We start from the raw sequence: 18,992 nt of genomic DNA on the forward strand, positions 1-18,992 counted from the left end.
AAGTGGGCGGCGGGCTAGCGTTGCCTGAACGCAGCTTTTTGAGAGTAAGGACAGATGAGCGAATTTGGAGCGCAATCGACCGCAGACGAGGTTTTGGAAGGCTTCGATCTATCAGGCAAAACGGTTTTCATTACCGGCGGCAATTCCGGCCTTGGCCAGGAAAGTGGCCGCGCGATGGCAGCCAAGGGCGCGCATGTCGTGCTCGCCGGGCGCAATCAGGAAAAACTGGACGCGGCAGTTGCTGCGATCAAGAGCGAAAATTCCGACGCTAAAGTCGAGACGATCATCTGTGATCTTGGCTCGCTCGCAAGCGTGCGCCAATGCGGCAAGGAAGCCAAGGAGCGCTTCGAAAAGATCGACATTCTGCTCAACAATGCCGGTGTGATGGCCTGCCCCAAGGACCAGACTACGGACGGTTTTGAGCGTCAGTTCGGCACCAATCACATCGGCCATTTCGCGCTCACCAAACAGCTGATGCCGCTGGTCGAAGCGGGCACAGATAAGCGTATCGTCAACTTGTCCAGCCGTGGCCATCACATCACTCCGGTGGACCTGGATGACCCCAACTTCGAGAACCGCGACTATAATGAGTGGTCCAGTTACGGCCAATCGAAGACTGCGAACGCGCTCTTTTCCGTCGGGTTGGAGCAGCGTTTCGCGGATAAAGGCGTCCATGCCTACGCCGTGCATCCGGGCGGCATTCAGACCAACCTCAGTCGCCATTTGAGCCAAGAGCAGCAAGGGGCACTGGTCGATAGGGTCATGACCTCAGATCCGGATTTCTCCTGGAAAAACATCCCGCAGGGCGCAGCCACACAGGTCTGGGCAGCGACCGCACCCGAGCTTGAAGGAAAAGGCGGCGTCTATTGCGAAGATTGCCACGTCGCCGAAGTCGACGATCAATCAACCACCAGTGGCGTGCGCAGCTACGCTCTCGATCCGGCGAATGCGGATCGTCTTTGGGAGATCAGCGAACAAATGATCGGCGAGAGCTTTTCCGCCTGATCGTCATTCGCGCAGAAAATCGCGCACCAGAGCAAACACGTCCTTCGCCTCACGCGTGGGGGTGACCGCCATGAACACATGCGGCGCGCCCTCATACTCATAGAGCTTGGCGTCGACGCCGGCATCGCGCAGCTTGGGGATGAAGCTACGGCTGTCGATGATGAATAGGTCGTGCCGTCCGGTGAAGATACGCGTAGGCGGCAATTGTGCGAGGTCTTCGATCGGTATGTAGAGCGGGCTGCATTCCGCACTCGCGGGGTCGCGATCCCCCGCCCACATCGCGCCGCAACTGCGCAAAGTGCCGATCTTGAGCATGATGTCGAGCGGCTCGACCATCTGCATCTTCGGATCGGCCATCGTTACATCTAGCCACGGTGCGAACAGCACCAGCTTGCCCGGCTGCGGTCCGCCTGTTTTCGCGAGTCTTAGCGCGAGGCTCAGCGCCATATGTCCGCCCGTGCTATCGCCATTGATCACAATCTTCGCCGGATCGTGCTCGCTGGAAAGCTTCGCCCACGCTGCATCGGCAAGTTTGTCGGCTTCGGAATAGTGATGCTCCGGCACGATCTTGTAGAGCGGCAGCGTGATACTGACGCCTGACTGCCGGACCAATTCGGCTGCCAGGGGCCAATGCTCTTTGAACATCGGGCGGACAAAACCGCCACCGTGGAAATAGAGCATGTGCCATTCGGCTGGCCCCGATTTTGGGTGGAGGGTTACGAGCTTTTGCCCTTCCGCTTCCCAATGTTCGACAGTGAATTGCTGCTCGAATTTGGCAGGCATCGGCGCATCAAGTGGCTCTGTGCGCGTGGCCATATACTCTTTGAAGGCCACGGAATCGTGCGGGAATACCGGCGTGCGGCGCGACATGATCCACTTGACCAAGCGCATTGTGAGGCTTGGCTTCTGGCTACGAAGTTCGATCAAAGTGTCGCTGAGCATGTTCTCTCCCCCAAGCGAGAGAGACTGACGCCGCTGCGCGCGAAGTCAAGCTCTTGGGGGTCAAGCTAACGCGACGATCAACCCTTCGTTGAGCCAGCGCCCCAGCATTGCGCCTGCGCGCATCGCCGCATCGTTGATCGCGGCTTCATCCGCGCTACCTGCAGCGAGCATCATGCAGACCTCGCCATAGCTCGCGCCATTCTGCATTTCGGCAAAAGCGCGCGCCTCTTCGTCTGATACCATTATGAACGTGGGCCGTTCGCCCTCGCGCCAGACAAGGCAGCCTGCGGGCTCCTGCAGTCTGAAATCAGGGCGGTCATCTGCACCGTTTCCAAGCGCGTTCCAAATCGACGTGAGATCGTGTCCGACAATGCGGCTGGCTGCGCGCGGCTGGAACTCAAGCTTCAAATTGCCCCAATCCTCATCACCAAATCCAGCCGTAGCCACCGTGAATGCCGCTCCATCGAGCGCGGTCGTATCCGGTGCGGTGGCAAGGCCCAGCATGGTCCATTCGAGCCATGCAATCTCTGCAACCTCGGGGTTCTCGCCAAAGACTTGCGCGCAGCTTTCCTCGAAACCTGCGCCTGCATCGTCAATGGTCCAGCTCGCCGGTGGCTTGGTGATCGCGTGGTGGGCTGCGAGGCGCTTGAAGGGGCCATCGCCAACATATTCAGCGGTGCGTTCAAATGTGCTGGCGAGCGCATCGACCAGAGCCGAGCGGTAATTGCCGCGATAGACCTGCATTCCGGCAGCCTGCGAATTGCCCCAGCCGAATGGCAGCGGGGCGTTCTCATCAAGCACTTGCTCCATGAAAGCAGCTTGCCGCTCGGCGAGGCTCATGCCGGCTCCATAGCGCGCGCTTCGTCAGCCACGGCCCGCGCACGGTCCAATTCGTCTAGCAATTCGGTCAGGGGCGGTATCTTGTCGTCCCGCTCGATCATCGTGGCAACCGGACCGGGAAGCATGGTCAACGCCTTGGCATAGAGCGTCCACACGCCTTCACACACTTCGCGGTCATGCGTGTCGATGATGATGTCTCGCTCGGGCGTTGCGGGATCATGTCCGGCCAAGTGGATTTGGCGCACCCGGTCAAGTGGCAATCCGGCAAGATAGTCGTCAGCGGAAAAGCCGTGGTTCTGGCTACTGACATAAATGTTGTTCACATCGAGCAGCAGATAGCATCCGGTGCGGCGCGCCATTTCGCTCAGGAATTCCCATTCGGTCAGCTCATCTTCGGGAAAGGTCAGATAGCTTGACGGATTTTCGAACAGCATCGGGCGGCCAAGCACGTTTTGCGCATGGTCGATATTGTCGCACACCGTACTTAAGGCCTCTTCGGTTAGCGGCAGAGGCAAGAGATCATGGCTGTTATGCGCGCTCGTACGCGTCCAGCACAGATGATCGGATACCCATAGCGGGTCGATGCGCTGTTCGAGCTGCTTTAGCTTGGCGAGATAATCCTCATCGAGACCGCCTGCCGAGCCAATCGACATTGAAACACCGTGAATGATGACCGGGTGGTTTGCGCGGACTTGCTCGAGGATGCGCATTTGGCGCCCCCCTCGATCATGTAGTTCTCGGAGATGACCTCAACGAAATCAACCGGGACATTGCCTTCCAGAAAATCGTCGTAATGCGTGCGGCGCAATCCCAGTCCGAACCCGGAGAAAGGCGCAATTTCGTGTCTGCGTGTTTCCATCACACCGGCTCCATAGCAAAATTTGGCAGCCCGGGGGATACAATATCCAGCACACGGAAGGGGTCAGGTTTGCACGGGAAAACTGCAAAAGCCCCGGACTGCCAGGCAATCAGACTCGCTCTAGCTCGCTAAAACAACCGATCGCCAAACTTCAGGAATTCACACAATCGAGCGCGCGCGATTCCTTTGTATGTGTGAGTAGGTTCGCAAGCACGCACGTTTGCGTTACACCTGCAAAAAGAAAGCAAAAAATTGCAGGCGTGTAACCAAGCGAAGGGAAAGCGCGAACTCATGGTCAGTTCCGGCAGTCAGCTGGAATACCCCGAAGTAAGAGATTTTTGGAGATATCTCATGAACACCAAGTCACTCGCAACGTTCGCTGGCCTCGCAATGACCGCCGGCATCGCAGCTGGCCTCGCAACCACTCCGGTTGCTGCGCAAGGCGCCAAAGAGAAATGTTACGGCGTATCAAAAGCAGGGAAGAATGATTGCGCCGCAGGCCCGGGCACGAGCTGCGCCGGTACATCGACCCGCGATTACCAGGGCAACGCCTGGACTTATGTCGACAAAGGCTCTTGCGTGAAGATCAAGACGCCAAAAGGCAACGGCTCGTTGAAGCCGATCAAGCGCTAGTAAAGCGCGGTATAATAGGAGGCTAACAATGAGTGGAATTATTGCTGCATATGACCGCGTGGTCGGATTTCTGGCAGGAAAACTCGGTGAAGGCATTGCTTTGCTGCTCGCGCGTATTGCGCTCGCCGGGACCTTCTGGAGATCGTACAAGACCAAGGTCGTCGAAGGAACCTGGTTCCAGATCGACGAAACGCAATATCTCATTTTCGAGAACGAGTTTTCCGGTCTGCCGCTGCCAAGCGCACTGTCAGTGCCATTGGCAACTTACGCGGAATTTCTCTTCCCAATCCTGCTTTTTGTTGGCCTCTTCACCCGCTTTTCTGCTCTCGCGCTGATGATCATGGCTTTGGTAATCCAGCTGTTTGTGTTCCCTGATGCGGCGCACTTCTTTGGCTGGGCCATCACCGTGATCGCGCTGGCAGCAATCATCGTCTCTCGCGGCGCAGGAGTGCTCTCGCTAGACGCTCTGCTTGCCCGCGGGCGTGGCCAATAAGGCGCGCGAACGATGGTCGGGGACGAAGGCACACTTTCTCGCTTGATGGCAGCAGCACAAGACGGCGATAAAGCCGCTTACAATGTGCTGCTGTCAGAGGCGGGAATGTGGCTCGAGCGGTATTTCCGGCGGCGCGTCCCCCCTCCCAGCTCGATGATCTGGTGCAGGACGTGCTGCTGGCAATTCACAACAAGCGGGCCACATATGACCGGCAGCGGCCATTCCTCCCATGGCTCGCCGCCATCGCCCGGTATCGCTGGGTCGATCACCTTCGCAAAGTGTACAAGCACGAGAGCAAAGAGATCGAAGACGACGATGCCATCGAGGATAGCGGCGAGGAAGTAACCCTTGCCCGCGTCAGCCTGGAACGGCTGTTCGGTCACCTCAACGAAAATCAGGCAACCGCCATTGAACTGGTGAAAATCGAAGGGCTCTCGATCCGGGAAGCCTCACAAAAAACCGGCCAAAGCGAAAGCCTGGTCAAAGTGAATATACATCGCGGCCTCAAGAAGCTCGCTGCGATGGTCGAGAAAGCTGAATAAAATGAATTTAAGTCGTGAGAATATGATCGCAGGACTGGCTGAAGAGCTGGAACCTGTGCGGCCAATCACAACCACTGGCGGGCTCGCCGTCGTGGCGTTTGCGACCGCCGCTGCCTTTGCTGTGTCGGTGATCGTCTTTGGTTTCTGGACTGGCATCTTCGAAGGACAGGCGTCGGCCTTCTTCTTCGTCACCAACGGTCTGGTTTTGCTGTTGGGCTTTGCCAGCGCGTTTGCTCTCGTTACGGGTGGTGCGCCGCGCGTTGGCCAGCGCGAGAACGCCCCCGGCTGGTCAGCAGCTATGCTCGCGGTGTTGCCGCTGGCTGCCATTATCGCACTGTTCACAGGCGAGGCGAACCACGTCCATGAGGGTCTCAATGATCCGGTGGCTGTGATGTGCACACGCGCTTCGATTGCCGCAGCTTTGCTGATCGGATTGGCTTCTGTCGCTTGGCTACGCCGCAGCGCGCCGGTCTCGATCGAACGGTCCGCATGGTTGGTCGGCTTGACCTCGGGGGCGCTCGGAACCTTCGCCTACGGCATCACCTGCCCGCTTGATACAGTTTCGCATCTCGGACTCTGGCACGTGGTCCCCGTCGCGATTTCTGCGATACTTGGACGCCTGGTGGTCCCGCCCCTGATCCGCTGGTAAGTAATCCAGCGAGAGATTGAAAAAGGGCGGTCGGCATTTCGCTGGCCGCCCTTTCTCGTATGTCATTGCCCAGTCATCTCATCGCGCCTATATCGCGGACATGTCAGTAAGGCCTTGGCGAGATATCGAACGGCGGGAATGCCGCCAGATCATGGTTGGCAATGTGCCAGTGGGCGGCGATGCGCCGATCACGGTGCAGACGATGACCAACACCCCGACCGAAGACGCAGGTGCAACGATCGACCAGATCCGCCGCTGCGAAGAGGTCGGCTGCGATATCGTCCGCGTGTCTTGCCCGACCGAAGAGGCGACCGCCGCCTTCCCGCTGATCACCCGGGCATCGAACATCCCGGTCGTCGCCGACATCCACTTTCACTACAAACGCGCGCTCGAAGCCGCTGACGGCGGCGCGGCGTGTCTGCGTATCAATCCCGGCAATATCGGCTCATCCGACCGCGTTGCCGAAGTGGTACGCGCCGCGAAAGCCAATGGCTGCGCGATCCGCATTGGCGTGAACGCGGGCAGCCTAGAAAAGGACTTGCTCGAAAAATACGGCGAGCCATGCCCCGAGGCGCTGATCGAAAGTGCGCTTGATCACATCAAGCTGCTCCAAGATCATGACTTTCACGAGTTTAAGGTCGCGGTGAAAGCCAGCGACGTGTTTCTTGCTGTCGCGGCCTATCATGGCCTCGCTGATGCGGTGGATTGCCCGCTGCATCTCGGCATTACCGAGGCTGGCGGATTGATCGGCGGCACGGTTAAATCCTCGATCGGCATGGGCAGTCTGCTGTGGGCGGGGATTGGCGACACCATCCGCGTCTCACTCTCCGCAGAGCCTGAAGAAGAAGTCAAAGTCGGCTACGAAATGCTCAAAGCCTTGGGCTTGCGCACCCGCGGCGTTCGTGTCGTTTCGTGCCCCAGCTGCTCGCGCCAGGGCTTCGACGTAATCCGCACGGTCGAGACGCTGGAAAAGCGGCTGGAGCATATCAAAACGCCGATGTCGCTGTCCGTGCTCGGCTGCGTCGTCAACGGTCCGGGCGAAGCGCGCGAGACCGATATTGGCCTTACCGGCGGCGGCAATGGCAAGCATTTGGTGTATCTTTCGGGCATGAAAGCGCACGCCATCGAAGACGAGGCGATGCTCGACCACATTGTAAAGCTGGTCGAAGAGAAAGCCGCGAAGATCGAAGCGGGCGACGAAGTAGCGTTCGATCCGCACGCAGCCGAAGCAGCTGAATGAACGAAATTCTGGGTCGGATCGCAAGCGGTCTCAAAGCAACATTGTGGGGCGGTCTTTCATTGCTCTGGTTGGCTCCGCTGATCCCGCTGATCTCCATAATTCCTGAGTTCGCTCAACATGTCGCCGAGATCCGGCTCGGCATGTTTGAAAGCGAAGAAGCCTTCGCAGCCAATGCAATGAGCGAAGACCGCTGGTTTTACGCCTACTTCAAGATCGCTGGCCTCTTTATCGCAATACTGGCCGCAGCGCGCTTTATCGGCGGAGCGGGCAAGCGCTGGTGGGATTTGCGGACCATCGCGTGGAAGCAGTTCCTGATTGCGCTAGCCTTAAATCTGGCAGTCACGGCTATCGCAGTAGTCGCTGCGCAATTGTTCGATGGCGAAGTTCCGCCATACATTGATTACCCTTTCCAGTTTTTGACGCTGCCGCTTCTGATTTATCTGGTCGGACCGCTCCTTGGTGACCGGACCATGACACTGCGCCGCGCATATACCGTTGGCTGGCTGGCCACGCTCATGGCTGCAGGCCTTTCGCTAGTTGCTTGGGGTCCGGCGCAATTGCTGCATCAATACAATCACACGCTGGCGATGGGACAGAGCGATTTGATCGTTTGGGCGCTGATGGTCTGGGATTCGCTGCTGGTGGGCCTGATGGCGTGCTGGATGGGCGCGGCGCTGGGTGCGGGCTATTGGCTTGGAAGGCCGCCAGCGCCTGAGGCGGAACCGACGGCATGATCAAAGCGCTATTTGGTGGAATTGCAGGCGGGTTATTGGTGACAGGCAGCATCGCCGCGCTCGAAGCCATTAACGGCTCGCACGACTACCCTGAGGCGACTGCTTATGATGTCTCACCAGATGCGGAAGGCGATGTGGATGCCGCCCTTTCTCGCGCGGCGCAGAGCAATAAGCGCGTGCTTCTGGTGATGGGCGCGAACTGGTGCCACGACAGCCGTGCGCTCGCAGGATGGCTGGCGACAGACCGGTTTTCAAAGTTGATCGAAGACAGATACGAACTCGTTTTCGTCAATGTCGGGATGCCGCAAAGGGGCGATGGGCATAATCTCGACATTGCCCGCCGGTTTGGTCTGGACGACCTGCCAGGAACGCCCACTGTCTTGGTTCTGACATCGCAAGGCGAGCTGCTTAACAAAGAAACGGCGACCACTTGGCGCGATTCCGCAAGCCGCAGAGAGGATGATATCTTCACAGAGCTTGAGTTGCTGTCGAAAAAGCCAGTCTAAAGCCTTGCTCCACGTCGTTCATCACGCTGATTACATCGCGCCGCGCCCGGAGCGGGGCACATTCAAGTTCGACAAGTACTACCTTGTCATGGAGGAGTTGCGCGCATCAGGCATACCGATCACCGAGCATGCGCCCGAGCCAATGCCGCGCGACTGGCTCGAAGCGGTGCATGACCCGGACTATGTCGATGAAGTGTTCCGCGCAAACGTGCCGCGCGAAAAGGAGCGACGCATCGGTTTTCCCGTTACCTCGCATATCGCCAGCCGCGTGCGTCACACCAATGGCGGCACATGGCTCGCCGCGCAGCTTGCCAAGCGCTACGGCTACGCCGCCAATTCCGCTGCGGGCAGCCACCATGCGCTGCACGATACCGGGGCGGGCTATTGCGTCTTCAACGACCTCGCGGTCGCCTCCAACCGCTTGATCACAGAGGGCGATGCGAGCCGCATTCTGATCGTGGATCTCGACGTGCACCAGGGGGACGGCACAGCCAGTCTAACCGCGCTGCGCGACGACATTTTCACGCTCTCCTTCCACGCCGAAAAGAACTTTCCTGTGCGAAAGGCACGTTCCAATCTCGATGTAGGCCTGCCAGATGGCTTGGATGATGACGGCTACATGGAGGCGCTGGAGAAGCACTTGCCCGCCACTATAGGCGAGTTCGCACCAGACCTTGTGCTCTATCAGGCGGGCGTTGATCCGCATGCCGAGGACAAACTGGGACGGCTCTCACTGTCCGATGACGGGCTGCTAGCGCGCGACCGGTTTGTGGTGCGCGAGGCTCGCCAGCGCGGCCTACCCATCGCCAGTGCGCTCGGCGGTGGATATGGGGACGATCAGCGCAAAGTAGGCGCCCGCCATGCGCGATCCATGCTCGCAATGGCTGAGGAAAATACCAATTTTACGGTTATTTAGCGCGTTTAGACTGGCTTAAATCTTCGCCGCTATTCTACCCCGATGCTGGGCAAGTACATCAGTTTTGCAGCGCTCGCGTGCGGCTTCGCCATTTTGGTTGTTCCTTCCGAGGACGAGCAGATGGCTGCCGATGAGCGCGCCGAGGCGCGCTCTGGCTCGTCTTTTTTCGACAGCACGGACGAACAGTCCAATTCAGACTGGCTAGCTGGCGACCATACGCTTGATCGCGCAGCAGACGGGCATTTCTACGCCTATGCCAATATCGATGGCGCACCGGTACGCATGATGGTCGATACCGGGGCAAGCGTGATCGCGCTGACCGGTGAAGATGCAAGTGCAGCAGGGCTTGATTGGGATGACGCCCGGGTAGGCCCTATCGGGCGTGGGGCTAGCGGGACCGTCTATGGCGTATCCACCCGTCTCAATGAGGTGGAGATCGGCGGTATGGTGCGGCGTAATGTCAACGCGGTGATCATTCCAGAGGGCCTCGATATCTCGCTGCTCGGCCAGTCTTATCTCTCACAAATCGGTGCGGTCGAGATTGCCGACGACAAGATGGTGATGAGCGCGGACTAGCAGCGTTTAGAAATAGATGTCGATGTAGTCGGTTAGACGGTCGCACCACTCAAATTCGCGCAGCCGCCAATATTTGCGGTTCTCCGTGATTGCGAAACGCCATTGTTTGTTTTGATCGCAAAAACGGTCCGCATCTGGAGAACCCGCAATGGTGATTTCACCATCGAAAACAAAGTAATCCGAGCCGATTTCGCTGATCGTGCCCTCCAGCTTCAAACCACCGCCGCCCACGTCATTTTGTTGACCTTCCAGCCACCATACGCCCTGATCGTCGACTGCAATCCAAACGCGGCCCCGCTCGTCCCAGCTAATCCACTGCAAAGTAAGCCCCGAATTGCCAAAGAGACGTTCAGCGCTCGTCCGATTGAGTATACGCGTTGCCTCAGCAGGCACTTCGTCTGCTTCAACGACCAACCTATTGGGCGCCTCAGCAAAATTGCTGCGCACAACTTTTCGCGAAACCAGATCTGGCATCACCGGCGGTGGGGGGATGGTCGGAATTTCGGCCTGGGGCGGGTTGGGCGCCGCTGCGGGTGCGACAGCCGCCTCGGCAACTTCAAGTGCGGCTTCATCAGCCGAAGTAACACAGCCACTGAGCAACAATCCCCCTGAAACCAAGGCGAAAATCGCGCCTCTCCGTATGCTCATTCGCTCACTCCTCGCATGCATGGCCTTGCGTGACGCAGCAAAAAAAGCCACGCACTCCTCATAGATCGCAGCGCAAGGGATACCAGAGCCATGGCCGAACTCGAAACCGATTATCTTGTCATTGGCGCAGGCGCAGTCGGCCTCGCCTTTACTGATACATTGCTGGATGAAGATCCCGATTGCCACGTAACCATCGTCGATAAGCACGCCAAGCCCGGTGGGCATTGGAACGATGCCTACTCGTTTGTGACATTGCACCAACCTTCGGCGACCTACGGTGTCAACTCGATGGAGCTTTGCCCCAACCGGGTCGATACGCAAGGCCACAATAAAGGTATGTATCCGCTCGCCAAGCACGCAGAAATCCTTGCCTATTACGAGCAGCTGATGAATGATCGGCTGATCCCGAGCGGACGCGTGACCTATCTCCCGCTGACCGAATATCTCAGCAAGGACGGTAGCAGCCACCGCGTCAAAGGCATTCTCTCTGGTGAAGAGAGCCAAGTGACTGTGCGGCGCAAGCTGGTAGATGGGACCTATTTCCAGACCTCTGTTCCCTCCACGCACAAGCCCGGTTTCGAGATTGCCGAAGGCACGCCTTTTACCATTCCGGGCGAACTGCCCAAGCTCTGGAAAGATGCCGACGCGATACCCGAACACTTTATCATTCTGGGCGCTGGCAAGACCGCGATGGACACCGCCGTATGGCTGCTTGAAGCGGGCGTAGCGCCTGATCGCATCGGCTGGGTGCGTCCGCGCGACAGCTGGATGTTCAACCGCAAGTTCCTCCAACCGGCGGAGCATCACCTCGATCGCCTGGCTGAATTCCAGAAAGGACAGATGCGCACCGCCGCCGCTTCAAAGAGCGGGGACGAGATGTTCGCCAAGCTCGGCGAGCAAGGCTTGATGCTGCGGATCGACCCAGAGGTTACGCCGAAAATGTTCCATTTCGCGGTGATCTCGGAGGCCGAGGTTGAGATGCTGCGTGGTATCACTCAGATCTACCGTCAGGGCCGGGTCAAGCGGATCGAACCGGGCGCAATGCACTTTGCTAACGAGAGCGTGGACGTGCCCGCTAGCACCATGTTTGTCGATTGCACCGCAAGCGCCGTTCCCTTCGATGCGCGCTACAACCAGCGCCCGTTCTTCGATGGCGACACGATCACACTGCAATTGGCGCAAACGCCTTTTGTGCCATACAGCGCGGCTCTGGCAGCGTTTCTCGAAGCCAATCTCGACACCGACGAGGAAAGGAACGCACTGACCCCGCCCGCCCCGCTGACCGACACGACGAGCACCTATCCCGCGGCATTCCTGGCCAATCTTCGCAGCACTGGACTGCTCTCGCAGAATGAAAAGACCAATGCGTTCAACGCGCGCAGCCGCTTGCATCCAACCGGCCCTGCGATTGCCAAGCTGATGGCGGAAGGCAGCCCGAAGCTCGCGGCGATGGCCGATATCGGCCAGGTCGTGAAGGAATGCATGCCCGGCATCATGGAACTCGGCATGAAAGCCTACGCCGAGCATAATGGCGCCCCTCCGCGCGGCTCGTGAACGGCTATTGTCGCATCACGGGTCAGCATGCGATTTTTTGTTCACGGGAACGATAGGTTTGCGCTATTAGTTTCTCCACTATGAAACGGCGCGATCTTCTTAAGACAGGATTGGCGGCGGGCGCAGCCTTGGCCCTGCCGACGCTGCCAGCCACACTCGCAGCCCAGCCCCGCAAAGGCTCGCTGCGCGACCGCAAATTGTTCGACATTGCCACGCGCGAATTGAACCGCGCCGGCGGCGCGATCTGGAAACGCGATATAGTCGGAATTGCCGATTTTGGCGTCCATTCGGCCCAGCGACGGTTCCACTTCGTCAATCTCGAGCGCGAAGAAGTACAAAGCTATCACGTCAGCCACGGCACCGGGTCCGATCCCGAGCATGATGGCTGGCTCAACAAGTATTCCAATGTCGAAGGGTCGAATGCGACCAGCCGCGGCGCCTATGTTACGTGGGAATGGTATGTCGGCCGTTATGGCACGTCTGTGCGGCTAGGCGGGCTCGATCCGACCAATGATGCGGCCTTGCGCCGTTATATCGTGATGCATCGCGCGAAATATGCCGAGCCAACGCATATTGAGCGGTGGGGACGGCTGGGCCGGTCAAACGGCTGCTTTGCCCTCGGAGAAGAGCAATTCCGCATTGCGCTGCTCAACCTTTCCGGCGGACGCCTGCTGTTTGCAGATAGCCTCGGCCTGCAAGAGGATGGCAGCATCGCGCAGCGCCCGCAGTATGAAATGCTGCAACCGGCGCGCCCTAACGACACACAGCGCTATGCGCCGGGATCGTTCTAGGAGATTATGTCTTACGAACCCGGCTTCACGCTGAGTTCTTCGCCAGCAATCCGCGCGATTTTGCCAGCAAGTGCGCTTGGCGCATTAGTTGGCGCCAAACTCTTTTCGATCTCGATCCTTCTAGCACCCGCAGTTGGCATGTATGACCCGGTGCTAGGCCCGCCACGGGAACTGGCGATCCACGCATTCGCTATCAGTTTGATGGTCGGCGCTGCGCTCTCCTACCTATTCATTCTTTTGATTGGCGCACCGCTAGCGAGCGTTTTTGGGAACTTCACGCGCCGCCCAGCAGGGATGGTTGTAGCTTTGGTTGCAGCCCTCGCAATTTCGACGGCACTGTATTTTGCATTGGCGTCTAGCGCGCCAACTAAAGAGCCGACATGGCACTTGTTTGCAATTTTATGCGGCTTTTCAGTTCCTTCGGCTCTAGTCTACGCCCGATGCTTGCGCAAAAGCAGCGGAAGCTAACCACCCGCGCGCGGGTCGTTCTCAATCACAATAACCTCATCATCGCTTTCACCGCTGCGATTGTCGACGCGCGGCTTGTCGAGGCTCGCCAGCACCGGCGCATCGCGGCCATAGATGTCGTTGAAGGTCTTCATCTCGCCGCCAATGTCGGTCGCCATCGTGAAATAGGTGATATAAGCGGGCAGCTCGCGCTCATTCATAACTTTGGTGTATTTGCCCGAGGTCGCGATTTCGACCGCCTCGTCCTTGCTCGCGCCCTTGCCAAGGATCGTCACCAGCATCGCCACTTCGAGCGCGTTTTCGGTGCGGATACAGCCGTGGCTCAGCGCCCGGTTGGCATTGCCAAACAGATGGCGCGAAGGCGTATCATGGAAGAAGATCGCGTGGCGGTTGGGCATTTCCAGCTTCATCCGGCCAAGCGAGTTACCCGGACCCGGCTGTTGCACCACCGTGATCCAGCCGTTCGCGCCTTTGGTCGCCTTGTATCCGTTGCGCTTTGCCCAAGCAGGGTTGTTGAGCACGCGGTTGCCCAGCCCCTCACCCTTCACGATTGACTGCGGCACAGTCCAGGTCGGGTTGAAGACCACTCCTTCAACCATTTCAGCGAGCTGCGGGGTCGCGGTGCGGCCCGGCTTACCGACGATGGTTCGGTAGGTTTTGATGATCTTGTCATTGACCGTCAGGCGCAGCTGATATTCGGGCACGTTAGTAATCAGATACATCGTGCCCAGATCGCGCGCGAGCCAGCGCCAACGGTCCATATTGGCGCGGATCAGCTTGCGCTTCTTCACCTGATCGGCGGGCGTTTTTGCGAGTTCTGCTTTCAGCTTGGCATAGTCGGGATGGGTCGGCGCGAGCGTGGCCAAAACCTCAGCGACATTTCCCGTCACGACAGCCTTTTCGAGCAGGTCAGCGGTGCGATATTTATCCCGGTCGGGATCGACTACAAACCACTGGGTCCGCGCATCCATCGGCGTGCGGCCATCACGCAAGTCTTCGACCAGCCAGCGGAAATTCTTGGAGGCGAGCGCGTTCAACTCGTCCGAAGGGCCCGACGCAAGCGACGTCCGCAGCGCCTGAAGATCGTAGTCATTAGGGTCGAGACCCTCTGCGCCGATCCCCTCGATCACTGCGATCAGCGCATCGACATTCTCGCTGCTCCACGGTTGCACATTGGGTTTGATCTCAGCCTCAAGATCGCCCTGCACCACCGGCGCGGAAACAGTCCCTTGGAAGGCCTCGTCAAAGGTCTGTGCCTCCGCCTGTTCTTCGGTTTCGGGCAGCAAATCTTCCGGCTCAGCTTGCTGTGCCATCGCACCGCTTGCCACCACAGCCGACAGAGCGACGCCTGCCGCGAAATTGCCGATCAAAATACGCATACTGTTCTCTTCAATCCCATGTCGCGCCGCAAACTAGCGGTGCGATGCAACCACTATAAAGCTTCAATTACCCGATTTTCAACCAAGACGGCTTACAATTGGCTGAATTTTGCGCGCCAGAACGTGTTCCTGACGGGACAAAATTGAAGTGACGCAGGTCGCCATGCGCCCTAGAGGCTCTGGCATGTCCTCATCGCACCGCTTGATGCCGTTTGTGGCTGCCTTTGCCGGTGTGGGGCTGTTATCGCTGATGGACGCATTTATGAAAGGTGCGGCGCTGGAGGCTGGCGCCTATTCGGCGACCTTGCTCCGCGCTCTGATCGGCGCGGCGATGATCGGCCCGTTCTGGCTTGCGCAGGGGCTGAAATGGCCCGAGAAAAAGGTGTTGAAACTGCATTTGGAGCGCGGTGTGATCTCCGCCTTCATGGCACTCAGCTTTTTTTATGCGCTTACCAAGATGCCGTTGGCCGAAGCCATTGCAATCAGTTTCGTTGCGCCCTTGATCGCGCTCTATTTTGCGCGCGTCCTGCTGGGTGAGCAAATCCAGCGTCAGGCGATCTACGCCAGCATTCTGGGTTTTATCGGCACAATCGTGATCGTGAGCGGGCAATTCGGACGCGAGGATGTGAGCCGCGATCTGGTGCTGGGCCTTGTCTCGCTGATGTTCTCGGCCTTCCTCTACGCCTACAATTTCGTCGTTATTCGCAAGCAATCGCAATTGGCGGGTCCAGTTGAGGTCGCCACGTTTCACAGCGGCGTAGGCGGGCTTGTCCTGCTGCTGTTTGCGCCGCTGTTTTGGGTGACGCCCGATTTCGATGCGGTCGGATCGATCTCCGTCGCGAGCGCGCTGACTGTGACCGGCGCGATGGCGCTCGCCTGGGCCTATGCACGCGAGGAAGCACAGGCGCTGGTACCGATCGAATATTCGGGATTTCTCTGGGCGAGCGTGTTTGGCTGGCTGTTCTTCCGCGAGGCTGTCACCCTACCGACGATTGCCGGGACCAGCCTGATCGTCGCAGGGTGCTGGATTGCGACGCGCGGCAAATCTAGGACAAAAAGCGCAGAGCAGGCGGCATAAGCAAAAAGGGCCGAGCCAGCATATTAGCTGACCCGGCCACCCCCGTTATTCTAGCAGCGATTTCTTCGATCTCTTGCCAGTGCGACCCGCCGAACCTGACGTTGCCCCCTTAGCGCGCCAGATCCGCAGGCTCAGCAGCGCTTGCCTCCACCTCGTCACCCGAGAAGGCGAATGCAGCGCTAAAGCATGCGACCACGACCATAATTGCTGCGGCGACCCCTGCTCGCAGACTCTGGATTTGCTCAGCCCCCGAATGCGGTTTCTTATTCATTATTGTGCCCCCGCCCTGTGAGAGAGCTTTTGCCGCAAAAAGTGATTCTGAGAAAGTTAACCCTTGTAAAATCGTCAGTCGCCACGCCCCCCTTGACCTGAGGGCCAAGGTCCAGCAGGTGCATTGTCGAAATATCGCTCGGCGCGCCCTTCGCCCGAGTCACACCACACACGAAGGATGGGATTATCCGATGACACAGGTCGGCAAGGACACGCTCGCAACCCGCTCAACCCTCAATGTACGCGGCAAGGAATATGCCTATTACTCGCTCGCCAAGGCGGCGGAGCAATTGGGTGACATCTCGAAATTGCCGAATTCGCTGAAAGTGCTGCTCGAAAACATGCTGCGCTTTGAAGACGAAGGTTTCACTGTCGGGCGTGAGGACGCACAGGCGATTGTCGACTGGCAGAAGAACCCGGTCACTGGCAGCGAGATCCAGTACCGCCCAGCCCGCGTGCTGCTGCAGGACTTCACCGGCGTGCCTTGCGTTGTTGACTTGGCGGCTATGCGCGACGCGATCAAGAAGCTCGGCGGCGACACCGCCAAGATCAATCCGCAGGTTCCGGTAAACCTCGTGATCGACCACTCGGTCATGGTCGATGAATTCGGCCACCCAAAGGCAATGGAAGCCAACATGGCGCTCGAATATGAGCGCAATGCCGAACGGTACGACTTCCTCAAATGGGGTTCAAAGTCGTTCGAGAACTTCTCCGCCGTGCCTCCAGGAACCGGCATCTGCCACCAGGTAAACCTCGAGCATATCGCCAAAGGCGTATGGTCGAGCCAGGATCAGAGCGGCGCACTGGTCGCCTACCCAGACACTTGCGTGGGCACGGACAGCCACACCACGATGATCAACGGTCTTGGCGTGCTGGGCTGGGGCGTCGGCGGGATCGAAGCCGAAGCTGCGATGCTTGGCCAGCCGATCTCGATGCTGATCCCCGAAGTCGTCGGTTTCAAGCTGACGGGAAAGATGGCCGAGGGTGTCACCGCAACTGATCTTGTGCTGACCTGCGTGCAGATGCTGCGCGAGGTCGGCGTGGTGGGCCGCTTCGTCGAATTCTACGGCGAAGGTGTTGCGGGCCTTACCCTCGCCGACCGCGCGACGATCGCCAATATGGCGCCGGAGTATGGCGCGACATGCGGTTTCTTCGGTATCGACGACAAGACTATCGAATACATGCGCCTCACCGGTACCGCAGCGAAGACGAGATCGCGCTGGTCGAAGCCTATTCGAAAGAACAGGGAATGTGGTTCGATCCGGCGCATGAGCCGATCTTCTCCAACACGCTCGAACTCGATGTCGCTAGCGTCGTCCCTAGCCTTGCCGGGCCCAAGCGCCCGCAGGACCGCGTGATCCTTCCCGAAGTGGACGAGCTGTTCAACGGCGACCTCAAGACGGTCTACAAGAAAGACGGACCGGTTCGTGTCGACGTTGCCGACACCGCCCACGATATTGGCGATGGCGATGTTGTAATCGCAGCGATCACCAGCTGCACCAACACCTCTAACCCCGACGTGCTGATCGCCGCTGGCTTGGTTGCGAAGAAAGCCAACGAGCGCGGCATGAAGCCAAAGCCTTGGGTGAAAACTTCGCTCGCACCGGGTTCGCAGGTCGTGACCGACTACTTGGTGAAGTCTGGCCTCCAAGACGATCTCGACGCCATCGGCTTCGACCTGGTCGGCTATGGCTGCACGACCTGTATCGGCAATAGCGGCCCGCTCGCCCCGCCGATCAGCAAGGCAATCAACGGCAACGACATCGTCGCGGCCTCGGTTCTGTCGGGCAACCGCAACTTTGAAGGCCGTGTATCGCAAGACGTGCGCGCCAACTTCCTCGCATCGCCGCCGCTGGTTGTGGCCTATGCGCTGAAAGGCACCGTCACCGAAGACATCACCACCACGCCGCTGGGTCAGGACAAAGACGGCAACGATGTGATGCTCGCCGATCTGTGGCCGACCAATGCCGAAATCGCCGAACATCGCGCGGCCAATATCGACCGCTCAATGTTCGTCAGTCGCTACGCCAACGTCTATGACGGCGATGAGCACTGGCAGGCGATCACCGTTGAGCCATCCGACACCTATCAGTGGCGCGCCGGATCGACCTATGTCGCGAACCCACCTTACTTCGACGGCATGGAGATGGAGCCGGCCCCGATCACCGATATCGAAGGTGCAAAGCCGCTCGCGATCCTTGGCGACTCGGTCACGACCGACCACATCTCGCCAGCTGGAGCGATCAAAGAAGATTCGCCAGCCGGTGAATATCTCAAGAGCAATCAGGTCGCGAAAAAAGACTTCAATTCCTACGGTTCGCGCCGCGGCAACCACGACGTAATGATGCGCGGCACCTTCGCCAATATCCGTATCAAGAACGAGATGGTTCCGGGCGTCGAAGGCGGCGAGACCACCTATAACGGCGAGCAAATGCCAATTTACGACGCGGCTATGAAGCACAAGGCCGATGGCACGCCGCTGATCGTGGTCGGCGGCAAGGAATACGGCACGGGTTCCTCACGCGACTGGGCGGCGAAGGGCACGATACTGCTGGGTGTGCGCGCCGTCATCGTCGAGAGTTTCGAGCGTATTCACCGTTCGAACCTCGTCGGCATGGGCGTGCTACCGCTGCAATTTGAAGAAGGCACGACCCGCGAAACTTTGGAGCTTGATGCGGATTGCACCTTCTCAATCAAGGGGCTGGCGGACCTCAAGCCGGCGCAGAAGATCGAGATTGAAGTAACGCGCGGCAATGGCACAAGCTTCACCTTTAACGCGCTTTGCCGCATCGATACCGCGAACGAAATGGAATATTACCGCAATGGCGGCATCCTCCACTACGTTCTGCGCAAACTCGCAAGCTAAGGA

At 58.7% G+C, this 18,992-nt stretch carries 17 protein-coding genes and 3 pseudogenes; 14 read left to right on the forward strand and 6 right to left on the reverse strand.

Annotation, left to right across the window (positions count from 1 at the left end):
- Positions 1 to 54: 54 nt before the first annotated feature.
- Positions 55 to 1,005 carry an SDR family NAD(P)-dependent oxidoreductase gene (locus ACZ1GU_RS12960; protein ID WP_472648383.1) on the forward strand — a complete coding sequence of 317 codons (951 nt, stop codon included), beginning with the start codon at positions 55 to 57 and terminating at the stop codon, positions 1,003 to 1,005.
- A gap of 3 nt (positions 1,006 to 1,008) precedes the next feature.
- Here ACZ1GU_RS12960 and ACZ1GU_RS12965 read toward each other — a convergent pair whose 3' ends face one another.
- From ACZ1GU_RS12965 to bufB, 3 genes and pseudogenes are all read right to left on the reverse strand, one after another.
- Positions 1,009 to 1,947: an alpha/beta hydrolase gene (locus ACZ1GU_RS12965; protein ID WP_472648384.1), complete on the reverse strand. Its 939-nt coding sequence runs from the start codon at positions 1,945 to 1,947 to the stop codon at positions 1,009 to 1,011.
- Positions 1,948 to 2,007: 60 nt separating this feature from the next.
- Positions 2,008 to 2,787, reverse strand: coding sequence for an HvfC/BufC N-terminal domain-containing protein (locus tag ACZ1GU_RS12970; RefSeq protein ID WP_472648385.1), 780 nt, complete (start codon positions 2,785 to 2,787; stop codon positions 2,008 to 2,010).
- Positions 2,788 to 2,873: 86 nt separating this feature from the next.
- Positions 2,874 to 3,646: pseudogene (bufB, locus tag ACZ1GU_RS12975) on the reverse strand (MNIO family bufferin maturase); the annotation flags it as partial.
- A gap of 351 nt (positions 3,647 to 3,997) precedes the next feature.
- On the opposite strand from bufB, the gene ACZ1GU_RS12980 reads away from it, so the two are divergent.
- The 9 genes and pseudogenes from ACZ1GU_RS12980 (at position 3,998) to ACZ1GU_RS13020 (ending at position 9,935) form a co-directional block, all read left to right on the forward strand.
- Complete coding sequence (locus tag ACZ1GU_RS12980; RefSeq protein WP_472648386.1) at positions 3,998 to 4,279, forward strand: BufA1 family periplasmic bufferin-type metallophore; 282 nt, start codon at positions 3,998 to 4,000, stop codon at positions 4,277 to 4,279.
- Positions 4,280 to 4,307: 28 nt separating this feature from the next.
- A complete protein-coding gene (locus tag ACZ1GU_RS12985) occupies positions 4,308 to 4,772 on the forward strand; it encodes a DoxX family protein (RefSeq protein ID WP_472648388.1) in 465 nt (154 codons plus the stop codon).
- A 12-nt stretch (positions 4,773 to 4,784) separates the two neighbouring features.
- Positions 4,785 to 5,314, forward strand: a pseudogene (locus tag ACZ1GU_RS12990) (sigma-70 family RNA polymerase sigma factor).
- 1 nt (position 5,315) lies between these two features.
- Positions 5,316 to 5,963, forward strand: a complete 648-nt coding sequence (locus tag ACZ1GU_RS12995; RefSeq protein WP_472648389.1) for an NrsF family protein — start codon at positions 5,316 to 5,318, stop codon at positions 5,961 to 5,963.
- Positions 5,964 to 6,063: 100 nt separating this feature from the next.
- Positions 6,064 to 7,203: a flavodoxin-dependent (E)-4-hydroxy-3-methylbut-2-enyl-diphosphate synthase gene (ispG, locus tag ACZ1GU_RS13000; RefSeq protein ID WP_472648390.1), complete on the forward strand. Its 1,140-nt coding sequence runs from the start codon at positions 6,064 to 6,066 to the stop codon at positions 7,201 to 7,203.
- Positions 7,200 to 7,937 (forward strand): hypothetical protein, encoded by a 738-nt coding sequence (locus ACZ1GU_RS13005; RefSeq protein WP_472648391.1) that lies wholly within the window; start codon positions 7,200 to 7,202, stop codon positions 7,935 to 7,937. The genes ispG and ACZ1GU_RS13005 overlap by 4 nt, the downstream gene beginning before the upstream one ends.
- Positions 7,934 to 8,443, forward strand: a complete 510-nt coding sequence (locus ACZ1GU_RS13010) for a thioredoxin family protein (RefSeq protein WP_472648392.1) — start codon at positions 7,934 to 7,936, stop codon at positions 8,441 to 8,443. Before ACZ1GU_RS13005 ends, ACZ1GU_RS13010 begins: the two co-directional genes overlap by 4 nt.
- A gap of 4 nt (positions 8,444 to 8,447) precedes the next feature.
- The gene (locus tag ACZ1GU_RS13015) at positions 8,448 to 9,359 is read left to right on the forward strand and encodes a histone deacetylase family protein (protein ID WP_472648393.1); all 912 of its coding nucleotides are present in this window, start codon (positions 8,448 to 8,450) and stop codon (positions 9,357 to 9,359) included.
- A 42-nt stretch (positions 9,360 to 9,401) separates the two neighbouring features.
- Positions 9,402 to 9,935 carry a retropepsin-like aspartic protease family protein gene (locus ACZ1GU_RS13020; protein ID WP_472648394.1) on the forward strand — a complete coding sequence of 178 codons (534 nt, stop codon included), beginning with the start codon at positions 9,402 to 9,404 and terminating at the stop codon, positions 9,933 to 9,935.
- 6 nt (positions 9,936 to 9,941) lie between these two features.
- Here ACZ1GU_RS13020 and ACZ1GU_RS13025 read toward each other — a convergent pair whose 3' ends face one another.
- Positions 9,942 to 10,583: a hypothetical protein gene (locus tag ACZ1GU_RS13025; RefSeq protein WP_472648395.1), complete on the reverse strand. Its 642-nt coding sequence runs from the start codon at positions 10,581 to 10,583 to the stop codon at positions 9,942 to 9,944.
- 90 nt (positions 10,584 to 10,673) lie between these two features.
- Between ACZ1GU_RS13025 and ACZ1GU_RS13030 the strand changes: the two genes are divergently transcribed.
- Together ACZ1GU_RS13030 and ACZ1GU_RS13035 are read left to right on the forward strand one after the other, a co-directional pair.
- Positions 10,674 to 12,137 (forward strand): NAD(P)-binding protein, encoded by a 1,464-nt coding sequence (locus ACZ1GU_RS13030; protein WP_472648396.1) that lies wholly within the window; start codon positions 10,674 to 10,676, stop codon positions 12,135 to 12,137.
- Positions 12,138 to 12,217: 80 nt separating this feature from the next.
- Positions 12,218 to 12,928 (forward strand): murein L,D-transpeptidase catalytic domain-containing protein, encoded by a 711-nt coding sequence (locus tag ACZ1GU_RS13035; RefSeq protein ID WP_472648397.1) that lies wholly within the window; start codon positions 12,218 to 12,220, stop codon positions 12,926 to 12,928.
- 464 nt (positions 12,929 to 13,392) lie between these two features.
- Here the strand turns inward: ACZ1GU_RS13035 and ACZ1GU_RS13040 are convergent, their stop codons facing one another.
- Positions 13,393 to 14,775 carry a L,D-transpeptidase family protein gene (locus tag ACZ1GU_RS13040; protein WP_472648398.1) on the reverse strand — a complete coding sequence of 461 codons (1,383 nt, stop codon included), beginning with the start codon at positions 14,773 to 14,775 and terminating at the stop codon, positions 13,393 to 13,395.
- A 184-nt stretch (positions 14,776 to 14,959) separates the two neighbouring features.
- On the opposite strand from ACZ1GU_RS13040, the gene ACZ1GU_RS13045 reads away from it, so the two are divergent.
- On the forward strand, positions 14,960 to 15,853 hold the full coding sequence (locus tag ACZ1GU_RS13045; protein WP_472648399.1) for a DMT family transporter: 894 nt from the start codon (positions 14,960 to 14,962) through the stop codon (positions 15,851 to 15,853).
- Positions 15,854 to 15,962: 109 nt separating this feature from the next.
- Here the strand turns inward: ACZ1GU_RS13045 and ACZ1GU_RS13050 are convergent, their stop codons facing one another.
- Positions 15,963 to 16,124, reverse strand: a complete 162-nt coding sequence (locus ACZ1GU_RS13050) for a hypothetical protein (protein WP_472648400.1) — start codon at positions 16,122 to 16,124, stop codon at positions 15,963 to 15,965.
- 190 nt (positions 16,125 to 16,314) lie between these two features.
- Here ACZ1GU_RS13050 and acnA point away from each other — a divergent pair.
- Positions 16,315 to 18,989, forward strand: a pseudogene (gene acnA / locus ACZ1GU_RS13055) (aconitate hydratase AcnA).
- Positions 18,990 to 18,992 lie beyond the last annotated feature (3 nt).

The organism is Erythrobacter sp. HA7-11 (assembly GCF_055693605.1).

Bases quoted from the DNA above. Each gene is read 5' to 3' on its own strand.
- ACZ1GU_RS12960 (WP_472648383.1), top strand. From the start codon at position 55: ATGAGCGAATTTGGAGCGCAATCGACCGCAGACGAGGTTTTGGAAGGC.
- ACZ1GU_RS12965 (WP_472648384.1), bottom strand. From the start codon at position 1,947: ATGCTCAGCGACACTTTGATCGAACTTCGTAGCCAGAAGCCAAGCCTC.
- ACZ1GU_RS12970 (WP_472648385.1), bottom strand. From the start codon at position 2,787: ATGAGCCTCGCCGAGCGGCAAGCTGCTTTCATGGAGCAAGTGCTTGAT.
- ACZ1GU_RS12980 (WP_472648386.1), top strand. From the start codon at position 3,998: ATGAACACCAAGTCACTCGCAACGTTCGCTGGCCTCGCAATGACCGCC.
- ACZ1GU_RS12985 (WP_472648388.1), top strand. From the start codon at position 4,308: ATGAGTGGAATTATTGCTGCATATGACCGCGTGGTCGGATTTCTGGCA.
- ACZ1GU_RS12995 (WP_472648389.1), top strand. From the start codon at position 5,316: ATGAATTTAAGTCGTGAGAATATGATCGCAGGACTGGCTGAAGAGCTG.
- ispG (WP_472648390.1), top strand. From the start codon at position 6,064: ATGTCAGTAAGGCCTTGGCGAGATATCGAACGGCGGGAATGCCGCCAG.
- ACZ1GU_RS13005 (WP_472648391.1), top strand. From the start codon at position 7,200: ATGAACGAAATTCTGGGTCGGATCGCAAGCGGTCTCAAAGCAACATTG.
- ACZ1GU_RS13010 (WP_472648392.1), top strand. From the start codon at position 7,934: ATGATCAAAGCGCTATTTGGTGGAATTGCAGGCGGGTTATTGGTGACA.
- ACZ1GU_RS13020 (WP_472648394.1), top strand. From the start codon at position 9,402: ATGCTGGGCAAGTACATCAGTTTTGCAGCGCTCGCGTGCGGCTTCGCC.
- ACZ1GU_RS13025 (WP_472648395.1), bottom strand. From the start codon at position 10,583: ATGAGCATACGGAGAGGCGCGATTTTCGCCTTGGTTTCAGGGGGATTG.
- ACZ1GU_RS13030 (WP_472648396.1), top strand. From the start codon at position 10,674: ATGGCCGAACTCGAAACCGATTATCTTGTCATTGGCGCAGGCGCAGTC.
- ACZ1GU_RS13035 (WP_472648397.1), top strand. From the start codon at position 12,218: ATGAAACGGCGCGATCTTCTTAAGACAGGATTGGCGGCGGGCGCAGCC.
- ACZ1GU_RS13040 (WP_472648398.1), bottom strand. From the start codon at position 14,775: ATGCGTATTTTGATCGGCAATTTCGCGGCAGGCGTCGCTCTGTCGGCT.
- ACZ1GU_RS13045 (WP_472648399.1), top strand. From the start codon at position 14,960: ATGTCCTCATCGCACCGCTTGATGCCGTTTGTGGCTGCCTTTGCCGGT.
- ACZ1GU_RS13050 (WP_472648400.1), bottom strand. From the start codon at position 16,124: ATGAATAAGAAACCGCATTCGGGGGCTGAGCAAATCCAGAGTCTGCGA.